Annotated in this window: 12 protein-coding genes and 2 pseudogenes; 12 read left to right on the forward strand and 2 right to left on the reverse strand. The window is 28.3% G+C overall.

The annotated features are described in order from the left end of the window. The first annotated feature begins 14 nt into the window (after positions 1–14). The 6 genes from BM384_RS18640 to BM384_RS10550 all read left to right on the forward strand — a co-directional run bounded on the left by BM384_RS18640 (position 15) and on the right by BM384_RS10550 (position 6,640). Positions 15–155: a hypothetical protein gene (locus BM384_RS18640; RefSeq protein WP_347455062.1), complete on the forward strand. Its 141-nt coding sequence runs from the start codon at positions 15–17 to the stop codon at positions 153–155. A 295-nt stretch (positions 156–450) separates the two neighbouring features. After that, complete coding sequence (locus tag BM384_RS10530; RefSeq protein ID WP_090013488.1) at positions 451–1,665, forward strand: 5-bromo-4-chloroindolyl phosphate hydrolysis family protein; 1,215 nt, start codon at positions 451–453, stop codon at positions 1,663–1,665. 15 nt (positions 1,666–1,680) lie between these two features. Continuing rightward, positions 1,681–2,820 (forward strand): toxic anion resistance protein, encoded by a 1,140-nt coding sequence (locus BM384_RS10535; RefSeq protein ID WP_090013489.1) that lies wholly within the window; start codon positions 1,681–1,683, stop codon positions 2,818–2,820. A gap of 167 nt (positions 2,821–2,987) precedes the next feature. Beyond that, positions 2,988–3,830, forward strand: coding sequence for a DegV family protein (locus BM384_RS10540; RefSeq protein ID WP_090013490.1), 843 nt, complete (start codon positions 2,988–2,990; stop codon positions 3,828–3,830). Between the two features lie 24 nt (positions 3,831–3,854). After that, positions 3,855–4,376, forward strand: coding sequence for a DUF1836 domain-containing protein (locus BM384_RS10545; RefSeq protein ID WP_090013491.1), 522 nt, complete (start codon positions 3,855–3,857; stop codon positions 4,374–4,376). A 335-nt stretch (positions 4,377–4,711) separates the two neighbouring features. Beyond that, positions 4,712–6,640, forward strand: coding sequence for a GDSL-type esterase/lipase family protein (locus BM384_RS10550; protein WP_242946013.1), 1,929 nt, complete (start codon positions 4,712–4,714; stop codon positions 6,638–6,640). Positions 6,641–6,685: 45 nt separating this feature from the next. On the opposite strand, the gene greA is transcribed toward BM384_RS10550, so the two are convergent. Further along, positions 6,686–7,150, reverse strand: a complete 465-nt coding sequence (gene greA / locus BM384_RS10555; protein ID WP_090013493.1) for a transcription elongation factor GreA — start codon at positions 7,148–7,150, stop codon at positions 6,686–6,688. Positions 7,151–7,291: 141 nt separating this feature from the next. Between greA and BM384_RS10560 the strand changes: the two genes are divergently transcribed. The 6 genes and pseudogenes from BM384_RS10560 to BM384_RS10585 all read left to right on the forward strand — a co-directional run bounded on the left by BM384_RS10560 (position 7,292) and on the right by BM384_RS10585 (position 13,714). Next, positions 7,292–7,948, forward strand: a complete 657-nt coding sequence (locus tag BM384_RS10560; protein ID WP_090013494.1) for an HAD family hydrolase — start codon at positions 7,292–7,294, stop codon at positions 7,946–7,948. Between the two features lie 104 nt (positions 7,949–8,052). Continuing rightward, positions 8,053–8,523: a DUF6323 family protein gene (locus BM384_RS10565; RefSeq protein WP_090013496.1), complete on the forward strand. Its 471-nt coding sequence runs from the start codon at positions 8,053–8,055 to the stop codon at positions 8,521–8,523. Positions 8,524–8,528: 5 nt separating this feature from the next. Next, positions 8,529–9,878 (forward strand): DUF6179 domain-containing protein, encoded by a 1,350-nt coding sequence (locus BM384_RS10570; RefSeq protein ID WP_090013497.1) that lies wholly within the window; start codon positions 8,529–8,531, stop codon positions 9,876–9,878. 169 nt (positions 9,879–10,047) lie between these two features. Further along, the gene (locus BM384_RS10575; RefSeq protein WP_090013499.1) at positions 10,048–11,370 is read left to right on the forward strand and encodes an NCS2 family permease; all 1,323 of its coding nucleotides are present in this window, start codon (positions 10,048–10,050) and stop codon (positions 11,368–11,370) included. A 68-nt stretch (positions 11,371–11,438) separates the two neighbouring features. After that, positions 11,439–12,405: pseudogene (locus BM384_RS10580) on the forward strand (FAD-dependent oxidoreductase). Between the two features lie 94 nt (positions 12,406–12,499). Next, positions 12,500–13,714 (forward strand): alpha/beta hydrolase-fold protein, encoded by a 1,215-nt coding sequence (locus BM384_RS10585; protein WP_090013500.1) that lies wholly within the window; start codon positions 12,500–12,502, stop codon positions 13,712–13,714. A gap of 181 nt (positions 13,715–13,895) precedes the next feature. Here BM384_RS10585 and BM384_RS10590 read toward each other — a convergent pair. After that, positions 13,896–14,065 (reverse strand): annotated as a pseudogene (locus tag BM384_RS10590) (IS5/IS1182 family transposase); the annotation flags it as partial.

The following is a 14,065-nucleotide window of genomic DNA, read 5'->3' on the forward strand; positions in this document are numbered from 1 at the left end:
AAGGGACATTTGGAATAATAAAATGGAATAGATCTTACAAAAGGTTGTTTAGACGAGGACTTGATAATGTAATTCTTGAGCTCACATTGATTTCTTGTGGTTATAATCTTTATAAATATAATAATAAATTAAACCGTGAAATGCTCGTTGCATAAAAATTACTTTGATTTTTTTATTTATAACGAGACGTTTATTAAGTGAACCCAGTTTTAAAAATTAAAGATGAAAAAATATAAGTATATGAAAAAAACAACCATACAAGCTTTTGAGCTAGTATGGTCGTTTGATTTTTAGGACTTTTTTTACAGCCCCTTTTTATATTCTAATAAAAATATTTCTGTCTACATAAGAAAAAAGGTATAATAGAAGAAAATAGGAAAATTGTAACTTGTTCAATAATAATATATAATAAAATTAGTAATAACAAGAAAGTGTTTTGGAGGGAAATTAATGAGAAGAAATGACTTTTTTGACATAGAAGATAAAATCAGAAATGCAGTAGATAGTGCTTTTGGTTATATTGATAATTATGAAAATATAAAGAATAGTGCATTAAATGAAGTTAGAAATCATTTGCGCAGAAGTACGGATTTTGCTCAAGATACATTTGATAATATTAGTAGAATGTATAAAGGTTCAAAGGCAGAAAAACAAGAAAATAATAATTACAATGATTTGAGTAATTTCGGTTTTCATAAGAAAAAAGCTGTTTCACCATATGTTGCAAAAAGACCAGCAGGTTTTATAAGTAGCACTTTATTAAGTATATTTGGAACTTTAGGAAGCATAGGTTCAGGGCTTGTTGCATTTGCAATGATAATAAGTATTTTTGCATCAACAAGTAGCTATGATGTTCATATAAGTAAAATTATGGCTATAAGTTTTTTTATTGTATTTGTGTTCTTTTTAGCTTTAACCTTTATAGGCAATAATTCTAGAAAAAGAATAAAGAGATTTAAAAAGTATGCTGCGTATATAGGTGATAAAAGCTATTGTAAAATTCAATCTTTAGCTTCATCTATAGGTGAAGATAATAAATTTGTAGTTAAAGATCTTCAAAAAATGATAAAGCTTGATATGTTTAAAGAAGCTTATATTGATGATGAAAACACATATTTTATGCTTGGTAATCATGTTTATGAAAATTATTTAAATACAAGAGATGCTTTTTATAAACGTAAGGAAGAAGAAAAGAAGGAAAAAGAAGAAGCTAAAGAAGATACAAGTGAACTTGGTTCAGTAATACGATCTGGAAAAGAGTATATAAGACAGATAAGAGAGGCTAATGATGCAATCCCTGGAGAAATAATATCAGCTAAATTAGATAAACTTGAAATGATAGTTACAGCTATCTTTAATAACATAGAAAAGAATAAAACAAATATTTCAGATGTTAAAAAGTTTTTAAATCATTATCTTCCTATGACATTAAAGCTAGTTAATTCCTATAAAGAATTAGATTCTCAGCTTGTTCAAGGAGATAATATACTAAAGGCAAAATTAGAAATAGAAAAGAGTATAGATCTTATAAACTCAGCATTTGAGAAATTATTAGATGATTTATTTGCTGATATGGCTATGGATGTATCATCAGATATTTCAGTTTTAGAAACATTATTTTCTCAAGAAGGTTTAACTGATGATGAGCTAAAAAAGAAGAGATAAGAAGGAGGCATAAAAATGGATGAAAATTTTAAAGAGGATATTGGGGTAACACCAAGTCTATCTTTTGATGTAGTTGAAGAGGTGGGAGAAATTACACCTGTCCAAAATGAAAAAAAGGATATAGTTGATGAAAGTACATTAACTGCTGAAGAAAAAAAGATGGTTGATGACTTTGTAGATAAAATAGATTTAACAAATAGCAATTCTGTATTAAAGTATGGAGTTGGAGCTCAAAAGAAGATAGCAGATTTTTCAGAAACAGCATTAAACAATGTTAGAACTAAAGATTTAGGTGAAGTTGGAGATATGCTTTCAAACGTAGTAATTCAACTAAAGGATTTTGAAAATGTGGAAGAGAAAAAAGGAATTTTAGGAATATTTAAAAAGCCTGCAAAGAAAATTGAACAGCTTAAGGTTAAATATGCTAAGGTTGAAGGCAATATAGATAATATCTGTACAGCTCTTGAAAATCACCAAGTACAATTATTAAAAGATATAGCTATGTTAGATAAGATGTATGAAGTAAATAAAGTTTATTTTAAAGAGCTTAATATGTATATAATTGCAGGTAAGAAGAGATTAATTAAAGCTCAAGAAGTAGAACTTCCAAAGCTTAGAGAAAAAGCATCCATGACAGGACAACCAGAAGATGCACAAGCAGTAAATGATTTTTTAGCACTATGTAATAGATTTGAAAAGAAGATACATGACCTTGAACTTACAAAGATGGTATCTTTACAAATGGCTCCTCAAATAAGATTGGTTCAAAATAATGATACTTTAATGTCTGAAAAGATTCAGTCTACAATAGTAAATACAATTCCTTTATGGAAAAGCCAAATAGTTTTAGCACTAGGTGTAGCACACTCTGCAAATGCCGCTAAGGTTCAAAGTGAAGTAACTGATATGACAAATGAACTTCTTCGTAAAAATGCTGAAACATTAAAGATGTCAACTATTGAAACTGCTAAGGCTTCAGAAAGAGGTATAGTAGATATAGAAACGCTTAAACAGACTAATGAATCACTAATTTCAACTCTTGATGAAGTAATGAAGATTCAAACAGAAGGACGTCAAAAGAGAAAAGAAGCAGAAGTTGAATTGAAGAATATAGAAGATCAACTTAAAAATAAACTTCTTGAGTTAAGAAATTAACAAATAATTTTTTGAATACTTATGGATATTTGTATCCATAAGTATTTTTTTGTTTAGAACAAGTAAGTTATTGACAAAAAAGTTGTGGAATGATATTCTAAATTAAGTAGTTTTAAAAACTACGTTGTTTAGATGGATAAAACTTTCTTAAAAAAGGAGAAATAGGCATGATTAGAATAATTTCGGATTCATCAACACTTTACTCAATAAAAGAAGGTAAGGAAAAAGGTATAGATATAGTGCCTTTATCTGTAATGGTAGATGGGAAAAGTTATGTAGAGAATGAAGAGATAAGTACAGAAAAATTAATTGAAATAATAAATGATGGAGGGCATATAGCAACATCTTCTCAGCCGGCAGTTGGAAATGTAATAAATGCTTTTGAGAAGTATCCAGAAGATGATATAATAAACATATCTATGGCTGATGGGCTTTCAGGTACATTTAATTCAGCTTGTACAGCTAAAAATATATGTGAAAATTCTGAAAGAATAACTGTTATAAATAGTAAGACATTATGTGCTCCACAAAGATATTTAGTTGATATTGCAGTAAAGTTAGTATCTGACGGAAAAAATAAAGACGAGATTATTTGTGAATTAAACAAATTAATAGAATCATCCAAGTCATTTTTAATTCCTAAAGATTTTGACTATTTAGTAAGAGGTGGAAGACTATCATCTGTAGCTGGTGGAATAGCAAGTGTAATTAAACTTGTTCCTGTGGTAATGCTTTCAGAAGATTCAACTAGATTAGTAAAATTTACAGTAAAGAGAACTTTAAAAAAATCTTTAGATAAAGTATGTGATGAATTAATTAAATTTGGAATTGATTCAGGCCATAAAATATTTATTTCTCATGCAGGTAATAAAAAAGAAGCAGAAGAAATAGCAGCAGTTATAAGAAATAGAATTGAGAATGCTGATATTGAGATATATGAATTAGGTCCAGTTTTTACAACTCAAGGAGGGCCAGGCTGTATTGCTATACAGACAATAAAAAAATATTAATTAAAAATTGAATAGGAGGAGGATATGCAAGAAGGATATAGTTTAGAGAAAATTATAAATTATAAATTCCCAAGATATGATGAACTTCCTTGTGTGTCATTATATAAGGACCAGGTTATAGAATATATAGAGGGAATTTTTAATGTATTTACTTTCTTTACAGGAGAAAAGGTATTAACGCCAACAATGCTAAATAACTATGTTAAACAACAAATAGTTTCTCATCCTAAAGATAAAAAATATAATAGAGAACATGTGGCATACTTAATAACAGTATGTGTATTAAAGCAGGTATTTACCTTGCAAGAAACTTGTAAAATGATAAGAGTTCAGATTGAGAAGTATCCATTAGATAAAGCTTACGATTATTTTTGTACAGAATTAGAAATAGCAATAAAATCAGTTTTTGAAACTAGAGATTTTTCAGCTGAAAATTCAGCAACAAAGGTAACTAATGAAACAGAGCTTTTAAGATCAGTAGTTTTATCTGTTGCACATAGGTTTTTTGCACAAGTATATTTATTAGAAAAAGGCTATCATAAGTAATATGATAGCTCTTTTTTTAATGTGTAGTAAAATGTAAAATTTTCAAGTAAGTAAAACGTGATAAATAGGGATTTTCAGCTATCTAAGATATTAAAGACATTAAAAGTTAAGTTTCTTTAATAGTGAGAACTGATTATCTAGTATGCAGGTTAAGGGCTTTAATAATAAATTATTCTGGAAAATAGACTACATTGTAAAAAATATAGCCTATTTTGTTTTTTATTGACAAAAAAGAATGAAATAATATAAAATATAAATAAACTTGTATACATGTATTATTTTTAAAAAGAAATCGTTTAACAAGTGCTACTTTAAATAAAGGGGGATAAAAAATCGTGAAAACAATAATAAAAAGAATAGTAGTAATTACTATGGCATTTTTTATGTCTATCTTTGGAATAACAATTCAAGATAAAACATATGTAAAAGCTGAAGAAAAAAGTAATCCATCGACTTTATGGGTTATAGGAGATTCTACAGTAAGTGCGTTTAATGATACTTATTATTATCCAAGATATGGGTATGGAACTCAATTGCAACAATACTTCAATATAGATAACTTTAAGGTAGAGAATTTAGCTTTATCAGGAAGAAGTTCTAAAAGCTATATTGAAGATGCAGAATACAAAACATTAAAAGATGGTATGAAAGCTGGGGACTATCTAATAATAGGTTTTGGACATAATGATGAAAAAACAGAAGTATCAAGATATACAAATCCAAATGGCTCATATGAAGATGAAGGGTCATTTGCGAACTCTTTATATAAAAATTATATAGAACCAGCTACAAAGGTGGGTTGTAAAGTTGTTTTATGTACTCCAATAGTAAGAAGAACTGCAGATGGAAACTGGACAAATGCAAATCTTCATGTAACATCAACAGCTGGAGAATTCGAAGGTGGAGATTATGCAGAAGCTATAAGAAAGCTTGGTAAAGAATTAGATATTCCTGTAATAGATATGACATCTTTAACTAAGTCTCTATATGATAAATTAGGTCCATCAGAAACTTTAAATCTTCATGCGTGGACATCTTCAGATCCTTCAAGTGTAGATAATACTCATACTAATATATGGGGAGGAAGATATAATGCATATCTTGTAGCTAAAACAGTTAAGGAATTAAATGTTGACACTCTTTCAGATGCAGTTTTAACAGATAAGATAGCTAATGCTCCAATTAAGGCTGACAATCTTGTTAAGAATCCAGATTATGTAGAAGTAGTTTATGATTCTAATTTAAAAGATAGTGAAATGTGGCAAGATTTTGGTATATGGAAAGGTACTGTTTTTGGAAATGTAGGGGGAGTAATTTCTAAAGATAACTTCTCATTAGGTTCAGATGCTGATGGTAATATGAATATTGCAGTTAGTGGTAATAAGGGTAAGATTGCAAGTACAGTAGATGGAATTGCTATGTATTATTACAAAGTCCCATCTTCAAGCACTTTCACTTTAACAGCAAAAGCTAAAATAAATTCAATAACTAAAAATAATCAAGTTTCATTTGGTTTAATGGCTAGAGATGATATGTATATTGATGAAAACATTACTAGCACTATGGGAGATTATGTAGCAGCTGCTCCTTTAAATATAACAACAGCTGGTGCATGGAACTGCTTTGCTAGAAAGAGTGGCGTATTAACTCAAGGGGGAACTATTTCAAATACTTCTCTTGAACCAGGTTCAATAGTTGATTTAAAAATTCAAAGTAATTCAGATGGATACGCATGTACATTTGGAAATGAAGAAGCTATTACTGGTGGATTTGATTTTGCTTTAACTAAGGTTGATTCTAAAAATGTTTATGTTGGTATGTTTGCAGCAAGAAATGCAGATGTGACTTTTTCTGATATAAAACTTGTTGTTGATGGAAAAGAAGTAACTGCTTCATTAGCAAATGAACCAGAAATGCCAAAAGATGATGTGAATAAGGGTGAAGAAACAGAAGTGCCAAAAGACGATGTAAATAAAGATGAAGAAACAGAAACACCAAAAGACGATGGAAATAAGGGTGAAGAAACAGAAACACCAAAAGATGACGTAAATAAAGTTGAAGAAGTAGAAGCATCAAATGATAATGTAGATAATGCTAAAAAAACAGAGGCACCAAAAAATAATAAAAACAATGAACAAGTTATATCAAATAATTCTAATAAATCTGTAAAAACAGCAGATCCAGCTATGATAATAGGATATATAATGATATTAGCATTCTGTGCAACTGCATTAGCAAGTTCAAGAAAAAAGGCAAAAAAATAATTTATATAAAAAAAGCTGAAGTGCTAAAATAGCCTTCAGCTTTTTTTAAAGAATTTCTAGAATTTCAACAGTATATTTTGAACCTGGAGCATCTACTTCTACAACATCTCCAGCTTTCTTTCCAGATAAAGCTTTACCTAAGTCAGATTCTATACTTATCATCATATTTTCAGGATCTAAGTCCATAGTAGTAACAAGAGTTATAACTTCTTCGTCATCATCATCAACGAATTTAATTCTTGCTTTTTTATTTATTCCTAAAACGGAATTATCAATTTCTTCGTCATCAACTACAGTTGCAGTTGAAATCATAGATAATAAATATTGTATCCTATTGTCATTTTCTCTATAATTAGCGCAGGCTTCTTTATATTCTGCATTTTCAGATCTATCGCCATGTGCAGCAGCAATTAACTTTTCTTTAGCAATTTCTGCTCTTTTTACGGTAAGTCTATATTCTAATTCTTCTCTTAATTTTTTAATATTTTCCTCTGTTAGCTGATTATGCATGATAACTAAACCTCCCATAAAATATATTATGCTTTTATTATATAATATTTAGAAAAAAATGAAAGTTTATTTATAAATTTTGCAGACTGGCAAAAAAACTTTATAATTTAAGAAAGAATATATAGGTTAGGGGTTGTTATAATGAAAAAAACAGCAGTTATATTTGATATGGATGGAGTAATATTTGATACAGAAAGAATTTACATGAATATATTTATTGATGTATATGCAAGACTTGGTTATAAGATGACTAAAGATATTTATGTAACTTTAATAGGAAGGGATAGAAGAAGTATTATAGATATTTTATATGATATATATGGACAGGACTTTCCAGCAGATGAAGCCTTTAAAGAGTGTGATGAGGAGCTTAAGAAAGCTATTGATATGGGAAAGGTACCTGTAAAGGAAGGTGCTTTAGAAATTTTTGAATACTTAAAGAATAATGGATATAAAATGGCATTAGCAACGTCTTCTCATAAAACAAAACTTGAGATGCAGCTTAAAATACATAATTTAGAAGAAGTTTTTGATGATATTGTATGTGCAGATGATGTAGTTAGATCTAAACCAGATCCTTCTATATTTTTAGCAGCAGCTAAAAAGCTTAATGTTAAACCAGAGGAGTGTATCGTAATTGAAGATTCACCAGCAGGTATTGAAGCAGCATATAATGCGAGGATGATGAGTTTGCATGCTGAAGATTTAGTTAAGGCTAATGATAGAATTAAGAAGTATTCAGATAAGCAATTTAAAGATTTGAATGAAGTGAAAGAATTTATTGAAAATTTTAGATAGAATATTGACAATAAAAAAATAAGTGCTACTATAACTATATAGTGGCACTTGCTTTTATAATAACATATTAAAGGGCGAATGTCAATACTGTTTTGGAGGGAATTATGAAAAAAGATATAAAAATTTTTGAAAGTAATTATCTAGCCAACAAAATATTAAAAGAGATATTAGATTGTAATGAAATGACGAAAGAGTATGGACTGAAATTATCAGAAAAGGATGTTAAGGAAATAGTTAGTGCAAGAAATAGTGCATTGAAGAAATGTGGAAGAATTGAGTTTAATGGAGAAATAGTAACTAAAATTATTAAAAACTTTGCAGATTCACCTTATATTTATAAGGCCAATTATGTAGATACTATTAGTGAACTTATTGAAATATTTTATAATTATAAGAATGAAACTTTAGATTATCTAAGTGATGATGAACTTATAACTATTATGAAGAGATTCTTTGATGGATATTGCGAAGGTTCCTTAGAGCTTTTAGAAGGAAAAATTTTATATAAGATAGCGGACAATATAAGAGGAGGTGTTAAAGATTATTTAAATTTAGATGATGAAAAGGATTGGTGAAAAATATGAAGATAATAAAGAGGGGGCTACTTAGTGAGGATATAAGAAATTTAAGTAGTGAATTATTTCTTTTAAAGTTATTAGAATGCTATGCATCAGAGAAAATATTAACTAGTGAAAAGGTTGAAGGTATTTTATATGAGAGAATAGGGTTATTAAAGGAAAAACTAGTATACTATACTAAAAATGAAAGTAGTTCTATAAATGAAGAAGAGGCAGAGAGTATACTAACTGGAATCGACTATACTTTAGGAATGTACTTGAAAACCTTAGATGAGGAAAAATTAATAAATGAGTTAAGAAGTGAAAATTTAAAGTGTATATTAGATAAAGGTGAAAAATTAATTAAAGCTAAAGTAGAAGAAAATAGAATACTATTTGAGAAAATAAAGAGAGAAAAACTGAGGGTTAATAACTATTCTTATGATGACACTATAGAATATGGACTTTCAGTTTTCTTTAGTAAATACGATGTATTTTTTAAATCACAAGATACTCCCTGCTTTATAGATTATCAGCTGCCAGTGGATATTATGAAGTATAAAGGGATAGAATATATAGAGAAATACCTTAAAATACTAAATTTCGAAAGTGAGTTTTGTAATAAATTTGCAGAAAAGAAATTAAGAAAATTATTAAAAAGTTATGATGAAAAATATGAAGAACTTTTAATAAATATCTTTGAGTTAACTCTAATAAATGCATTAGGAAGGTTTATGTGTGATAGAGATTTACTTGACTTAGAATTAACAGAAAATGATGTGCTTCAAATTAAATATCAGTATGAAAATTTATCTTTAGATGAATCTTTTGAAAAGTTTATTCAGGGTCTAAAAGGACTTTTAAATAAATTAGAGATAAAAGATGAAGAGTTATTTAGATATGCAAGCTATATTATTCAGAATGATTTTGAATTTATATATAATATATTAAAAGAAGATGATGCTGTAAGAAAAATATTTATAACTATACCTATAGAAAAAGAAAAAGAGACTATAGAATATGTAGATGGAAAGAAACTTAGTGATTTTATGTTTAGAAAATATACAGAGAAAATAAGAGAATGTACTAGTATAAGCAAAAAGACAGAAATCATTAATTCTAACTTTAAGTCCTTACAAGATATAGTAGATATGTTTCATAGTGATTGTTTATTTAATGATGAATATTATTATTATTTTAATAATATTCAGGATATACAAATGGCACTTTTGTATAAGTATTTTATTGATAGAAGTTTAGAAGATCAATATGAAGAAGAATGGTGCAATTATTTAAAAAAATATATTTTAAGTCTATCTAAAGAAAAGCAGGAAGAGATGAAAAAGATTATAGATAAAATTAAATTTATATAATAAAAACACGAACAATTTAAAGAAAAAATGTATATAAAGATTCGATAAAAGAAATAAAAACGAAAATAAAATATAAAAAAGTAAAAAATATTCATAAAAACTATTGAAAAGTGTCGAAAACCGTATTACTATAATAAAGTATCAAAAAACAACGAAAGAGTGGTTACATATGAATAACAGTACACAAAAGAAGAGTGGTCTTGATAATTATTTTGGACTTACTAAAAATAATACAAATGTAAAAACAGAAGTAATTGCAGGTATAACAACTTTTATGACTATGGCTTATATTTTGGTTGTAAATCCCAGTATACTTTCAGCTGCTGGAATGGATAGTGGATCAGTATTTACAGCAACAGCTCTATCTGCAGTAATATCAACATTAATAATGGGATTATACGCAAAACTTCCATTTGCACAAGCTCCAGGAATGGGTTTAAATGCATTTTTTGCTTATACAGTAGTGCTTGGAATGGGATATTCATTTGAGTTTGCATTAACAGCAGTATTTTTAGAAGGTATTATATTTATTTTTCTTACATTATTTAATGTTCGTGAAGCTATAGTAGATTCTATACCTGAAAATATAAAAAAATCTATATCAGTTGGGATTGGATTATTTATTGCATTAGTTGGACTTCAAGGTGCAGGAGTTATTGTACATCCAGAAGATGGGGGGACAATCTTAGAACTTGGTAATATAACAAGTGGTTCTGGTCTTCTTGCAATAATAGGAATATTAATAACAGGAATTCTTTTAGTTAAGAATGTAAAGGGTGCATTATTTTTAGGAATGCTTATTACAGCAATAATAGGAATCCCATTAGGAGTAACACCTATGCCAACAGCAATAGTAAGTGCTCCTCCATCAATAAGTTCAGTATTTATGAAATTTGAATGGCATAATATATTTTCATTAGATATGCTTATAGTTTTATTTACATTACTATTTATGGATATGTTTGATACAATAGGAACATTAGTTGGGGTTGCAACAAAAGCAAATATGTTAGATGAAAATGGAAAAGTTCCGAATATAAAAAAAGCTTTATTTGCTGATGCAGTAGGAACAACACTTGGAGCATGTTTTGGAACAAGTACTGTAAGTACATTCGTTGAAAGCGCATCAGGAGTTGCAGAAGGCGGAAGAACAGGTTTAACAGCAGTATCTACAGCAGTTATGTTTGTATTATCATTATTCTTTGCACCTATATTTGGAGCTATAACATCAGCCGTTACATGTTCAGCTTTAGTTTTAGTAGGGTTATTCATGATTGAACCTATAAAAGAGATAGATATAACAGATTATACAGAAGCTATACCAGCATTTTTAACAATAATAATGATGCCATTAGCTTATAGTATTTCTGATGGTATTGTGTTTGGAGTAATTTCATACATAGTATTAAAAGTACTATCAGGAAGAAGAAAAGAAGTAAGTGTAACAACAATAATAGTAGGATTGATTTTCCTATTAAAGTTTATAATTTAAGTTTGGAATAATATTATATTGCCTTGGAAATATTAATTTTATCAGATAAAAAATTAGGAGGCTTCTATATGAATTTGCAGTTTGTACAAGGAGATTCTATTTTTGCTAGGATTAATAAAGTTCCAAGGCAATTTTCATATTTAGATAAAGATATAGAAACTGATGTAATAATAGTTGTTGGTGGTGTTACAGGCAGTATACTTGGGTATTATCTTAGTAAAAATAATATTAAATCAGTAATTTTGGAAAAGAATATTGTGGGCTATGGAAGTACTAGTATAACAACAGCTTTACTTCAATATGAATTAGATTCCACTTTAAGGGAACTTGAAGAGTATACAAGTTATGATGCCATAATAAAGTCATATAGACTTGGAATAGAGGCTCTTGGAGAAATTAAAAAGTTTGTAAAGGAACATGGCAATAATTTCGATTGTATAGAGAGGGATACACTTTTATATACAGCAAAGAATAGTGATATAGCACAGATAAGATAAGAATATGAAATAAGAAAAGAAAATGGCTTTGATGTTTTATATATGAATGAAGAAAGTAATCCTTTTAGTTTTGATATGAAAGCAGGGCTATATGCAGTAAATGGAGGAATTGAAATAGATCCATATAAATTTACTCATGAATTATTAAAGGTAGCCATGGATAACGGGCTTAAAGTATATGAAAATACTGAAGTAACAGGAGTTCATTATAATGAAGAGGGAGTTACAGTATCTACAAGATATGATTATAAGGTACATGGAAAAATATGATATATTAGAAGGTCACTTAAAGACTATGTTTCCAAAGATTAAGGATATAGAAATAGAATATAAGTATTGTGGAGCATTTACTTCTACTCAAGATAACTTGGGTTTTATAGGTAAAGAACCTAATAATGAAAAGTTATGGTTTGACCTTGGATATGGAGCTAATGGGATATTATTTGCCATTTTAGGTGGTCAGATGCTTACTAAATTATATAAGGGAGAAGAATGTGAAGATTTAAATTTATTTAGGGTAGATAGATTTGACAATTAAAAATGTGATTTAAAGGAAGTTTGATTTAATAGTGCTTCCTTTTTTTATATGGTTTAAAATATACATATAAATAAGAAATGGGAAAGTGGTAATTATGGAAAGAGTAGATTTAATAGATGACAGAATAAAAGAAATAATAGAAGCTAGAGAAAGTAAAAAGGAGTTGCTTGAAAAGTTTTGGGTAAAACTTAAAAAAGAAGGTGCACCATTAATTCAAGAAATTCAAGGGGATGAAGATAACTCATTAGTAACCCTTGTATATAGGGAAAAGAAGCCATTAAAAAATGTAGTATTAATTCCACCAGTAGGAATGAGAAAGCTTGAAAATTGTAAAATGAATAAAGTACCAGATACGGATTTATGGTATATATCATATAAAGTTGAAAATGATATAAGTTTCAGCTATCAATTTTCACCTGATGATCCCTTAAATAATGATTGGGAAAGAAGATGGAAGAATGTTCAGGATGATGAATTCAATAATAATAAATTAAACTTTACTGGTAAGGTAAGCGATAAGTATAGAATGGTTCCTTATGCTGTTATGAAAAAATCAAAAAGACAAGTATGGATAAAAGAAGATTTATCTGCACCTAAAGGGAGCTTAGAAAGCTTTAGTTTATATAGTAATGTGTTAGGTGAAGAAAGAAATATTACATTATACAAGCCTGCTTTATATGAAGAAAATAAAACTTATGGTTTACTAATGCTTAATGATGGTTTTGAGTATATAAATATATTAAATGCACAGAATGTATTAGATAACTTGATACATAAAAAAGAAATACCACCTATAATAGCAGTATTCATTGATGCTACTAAAGATAGAGGAGAAAACTTAAAGTGTAATGATGACTATAGTAAATTCTTAGGGGAAGAGGTAATAGAATTTATAAAGACCAAGTGTAATATCTCAGCAAATTCTAAGGATAATGTAATAGGTGGATATAGCTTAGGAGGCTTAGCTGCATCATATATGGGATTAAAGTACTCTAATATATTTGGCAATGTTTTATCACAGTCTGGTTCTTATTGGTATGAAAGAGAAAATGACTCTTCATCTAAAGAAGTATGGCTTGGCCAAAAGTTCAGAGAAGCTAAAAAGTTAGATATTAAATTTTTTATAAATGTAGGAAAAATAGAGCCTAAAGTTAGTATGATAAATACTAATATAGAATTTAGTAATATACTTAAAGAACTAGATTATAAGGTTAAGTTTGAGGAGTTTGGAAGTGGACACGACTATCTGTGCTGGGGAGAAACTTTGGCAGAAGGATTAATTTATTTAATAGGTGAGGATAACAAGTAATTCATTTAAAGTATTAAAAGAGATGTGTATGAATGATTTTTTTACTATATCATGAGGGCACTGAAAAACTTTAAGTTTTTCTAGTGCGCTATTCCAAAATCAAAAAGGAGTTAATTAAACTAATAAATTTTAGTTACATTAACTCCCTTTTTGTTTAGTTTTTTGTGCTTGATTAGGATTTCTATCCTAATAACTTCAATATTCTTTTAACATTTACCGTGAATATTGCTAACGCACCTTGCATTTTCATGGCAATTAGACCTGAAGATGATGCTATATCATATCCATGTCTATGCTTTAATTCACTATTTTTTGCTTCTATTTTATAACGTTCCTTTGATTTTTCTTTAA

Source organism: Clostridium sp. DSM 8431 (assembly GCF_900116755.1).
Classification (GTDB): Bacteria; Bacillota; Clostridia; order Clostridiales; family Clostridiaceae; genus Clostridium.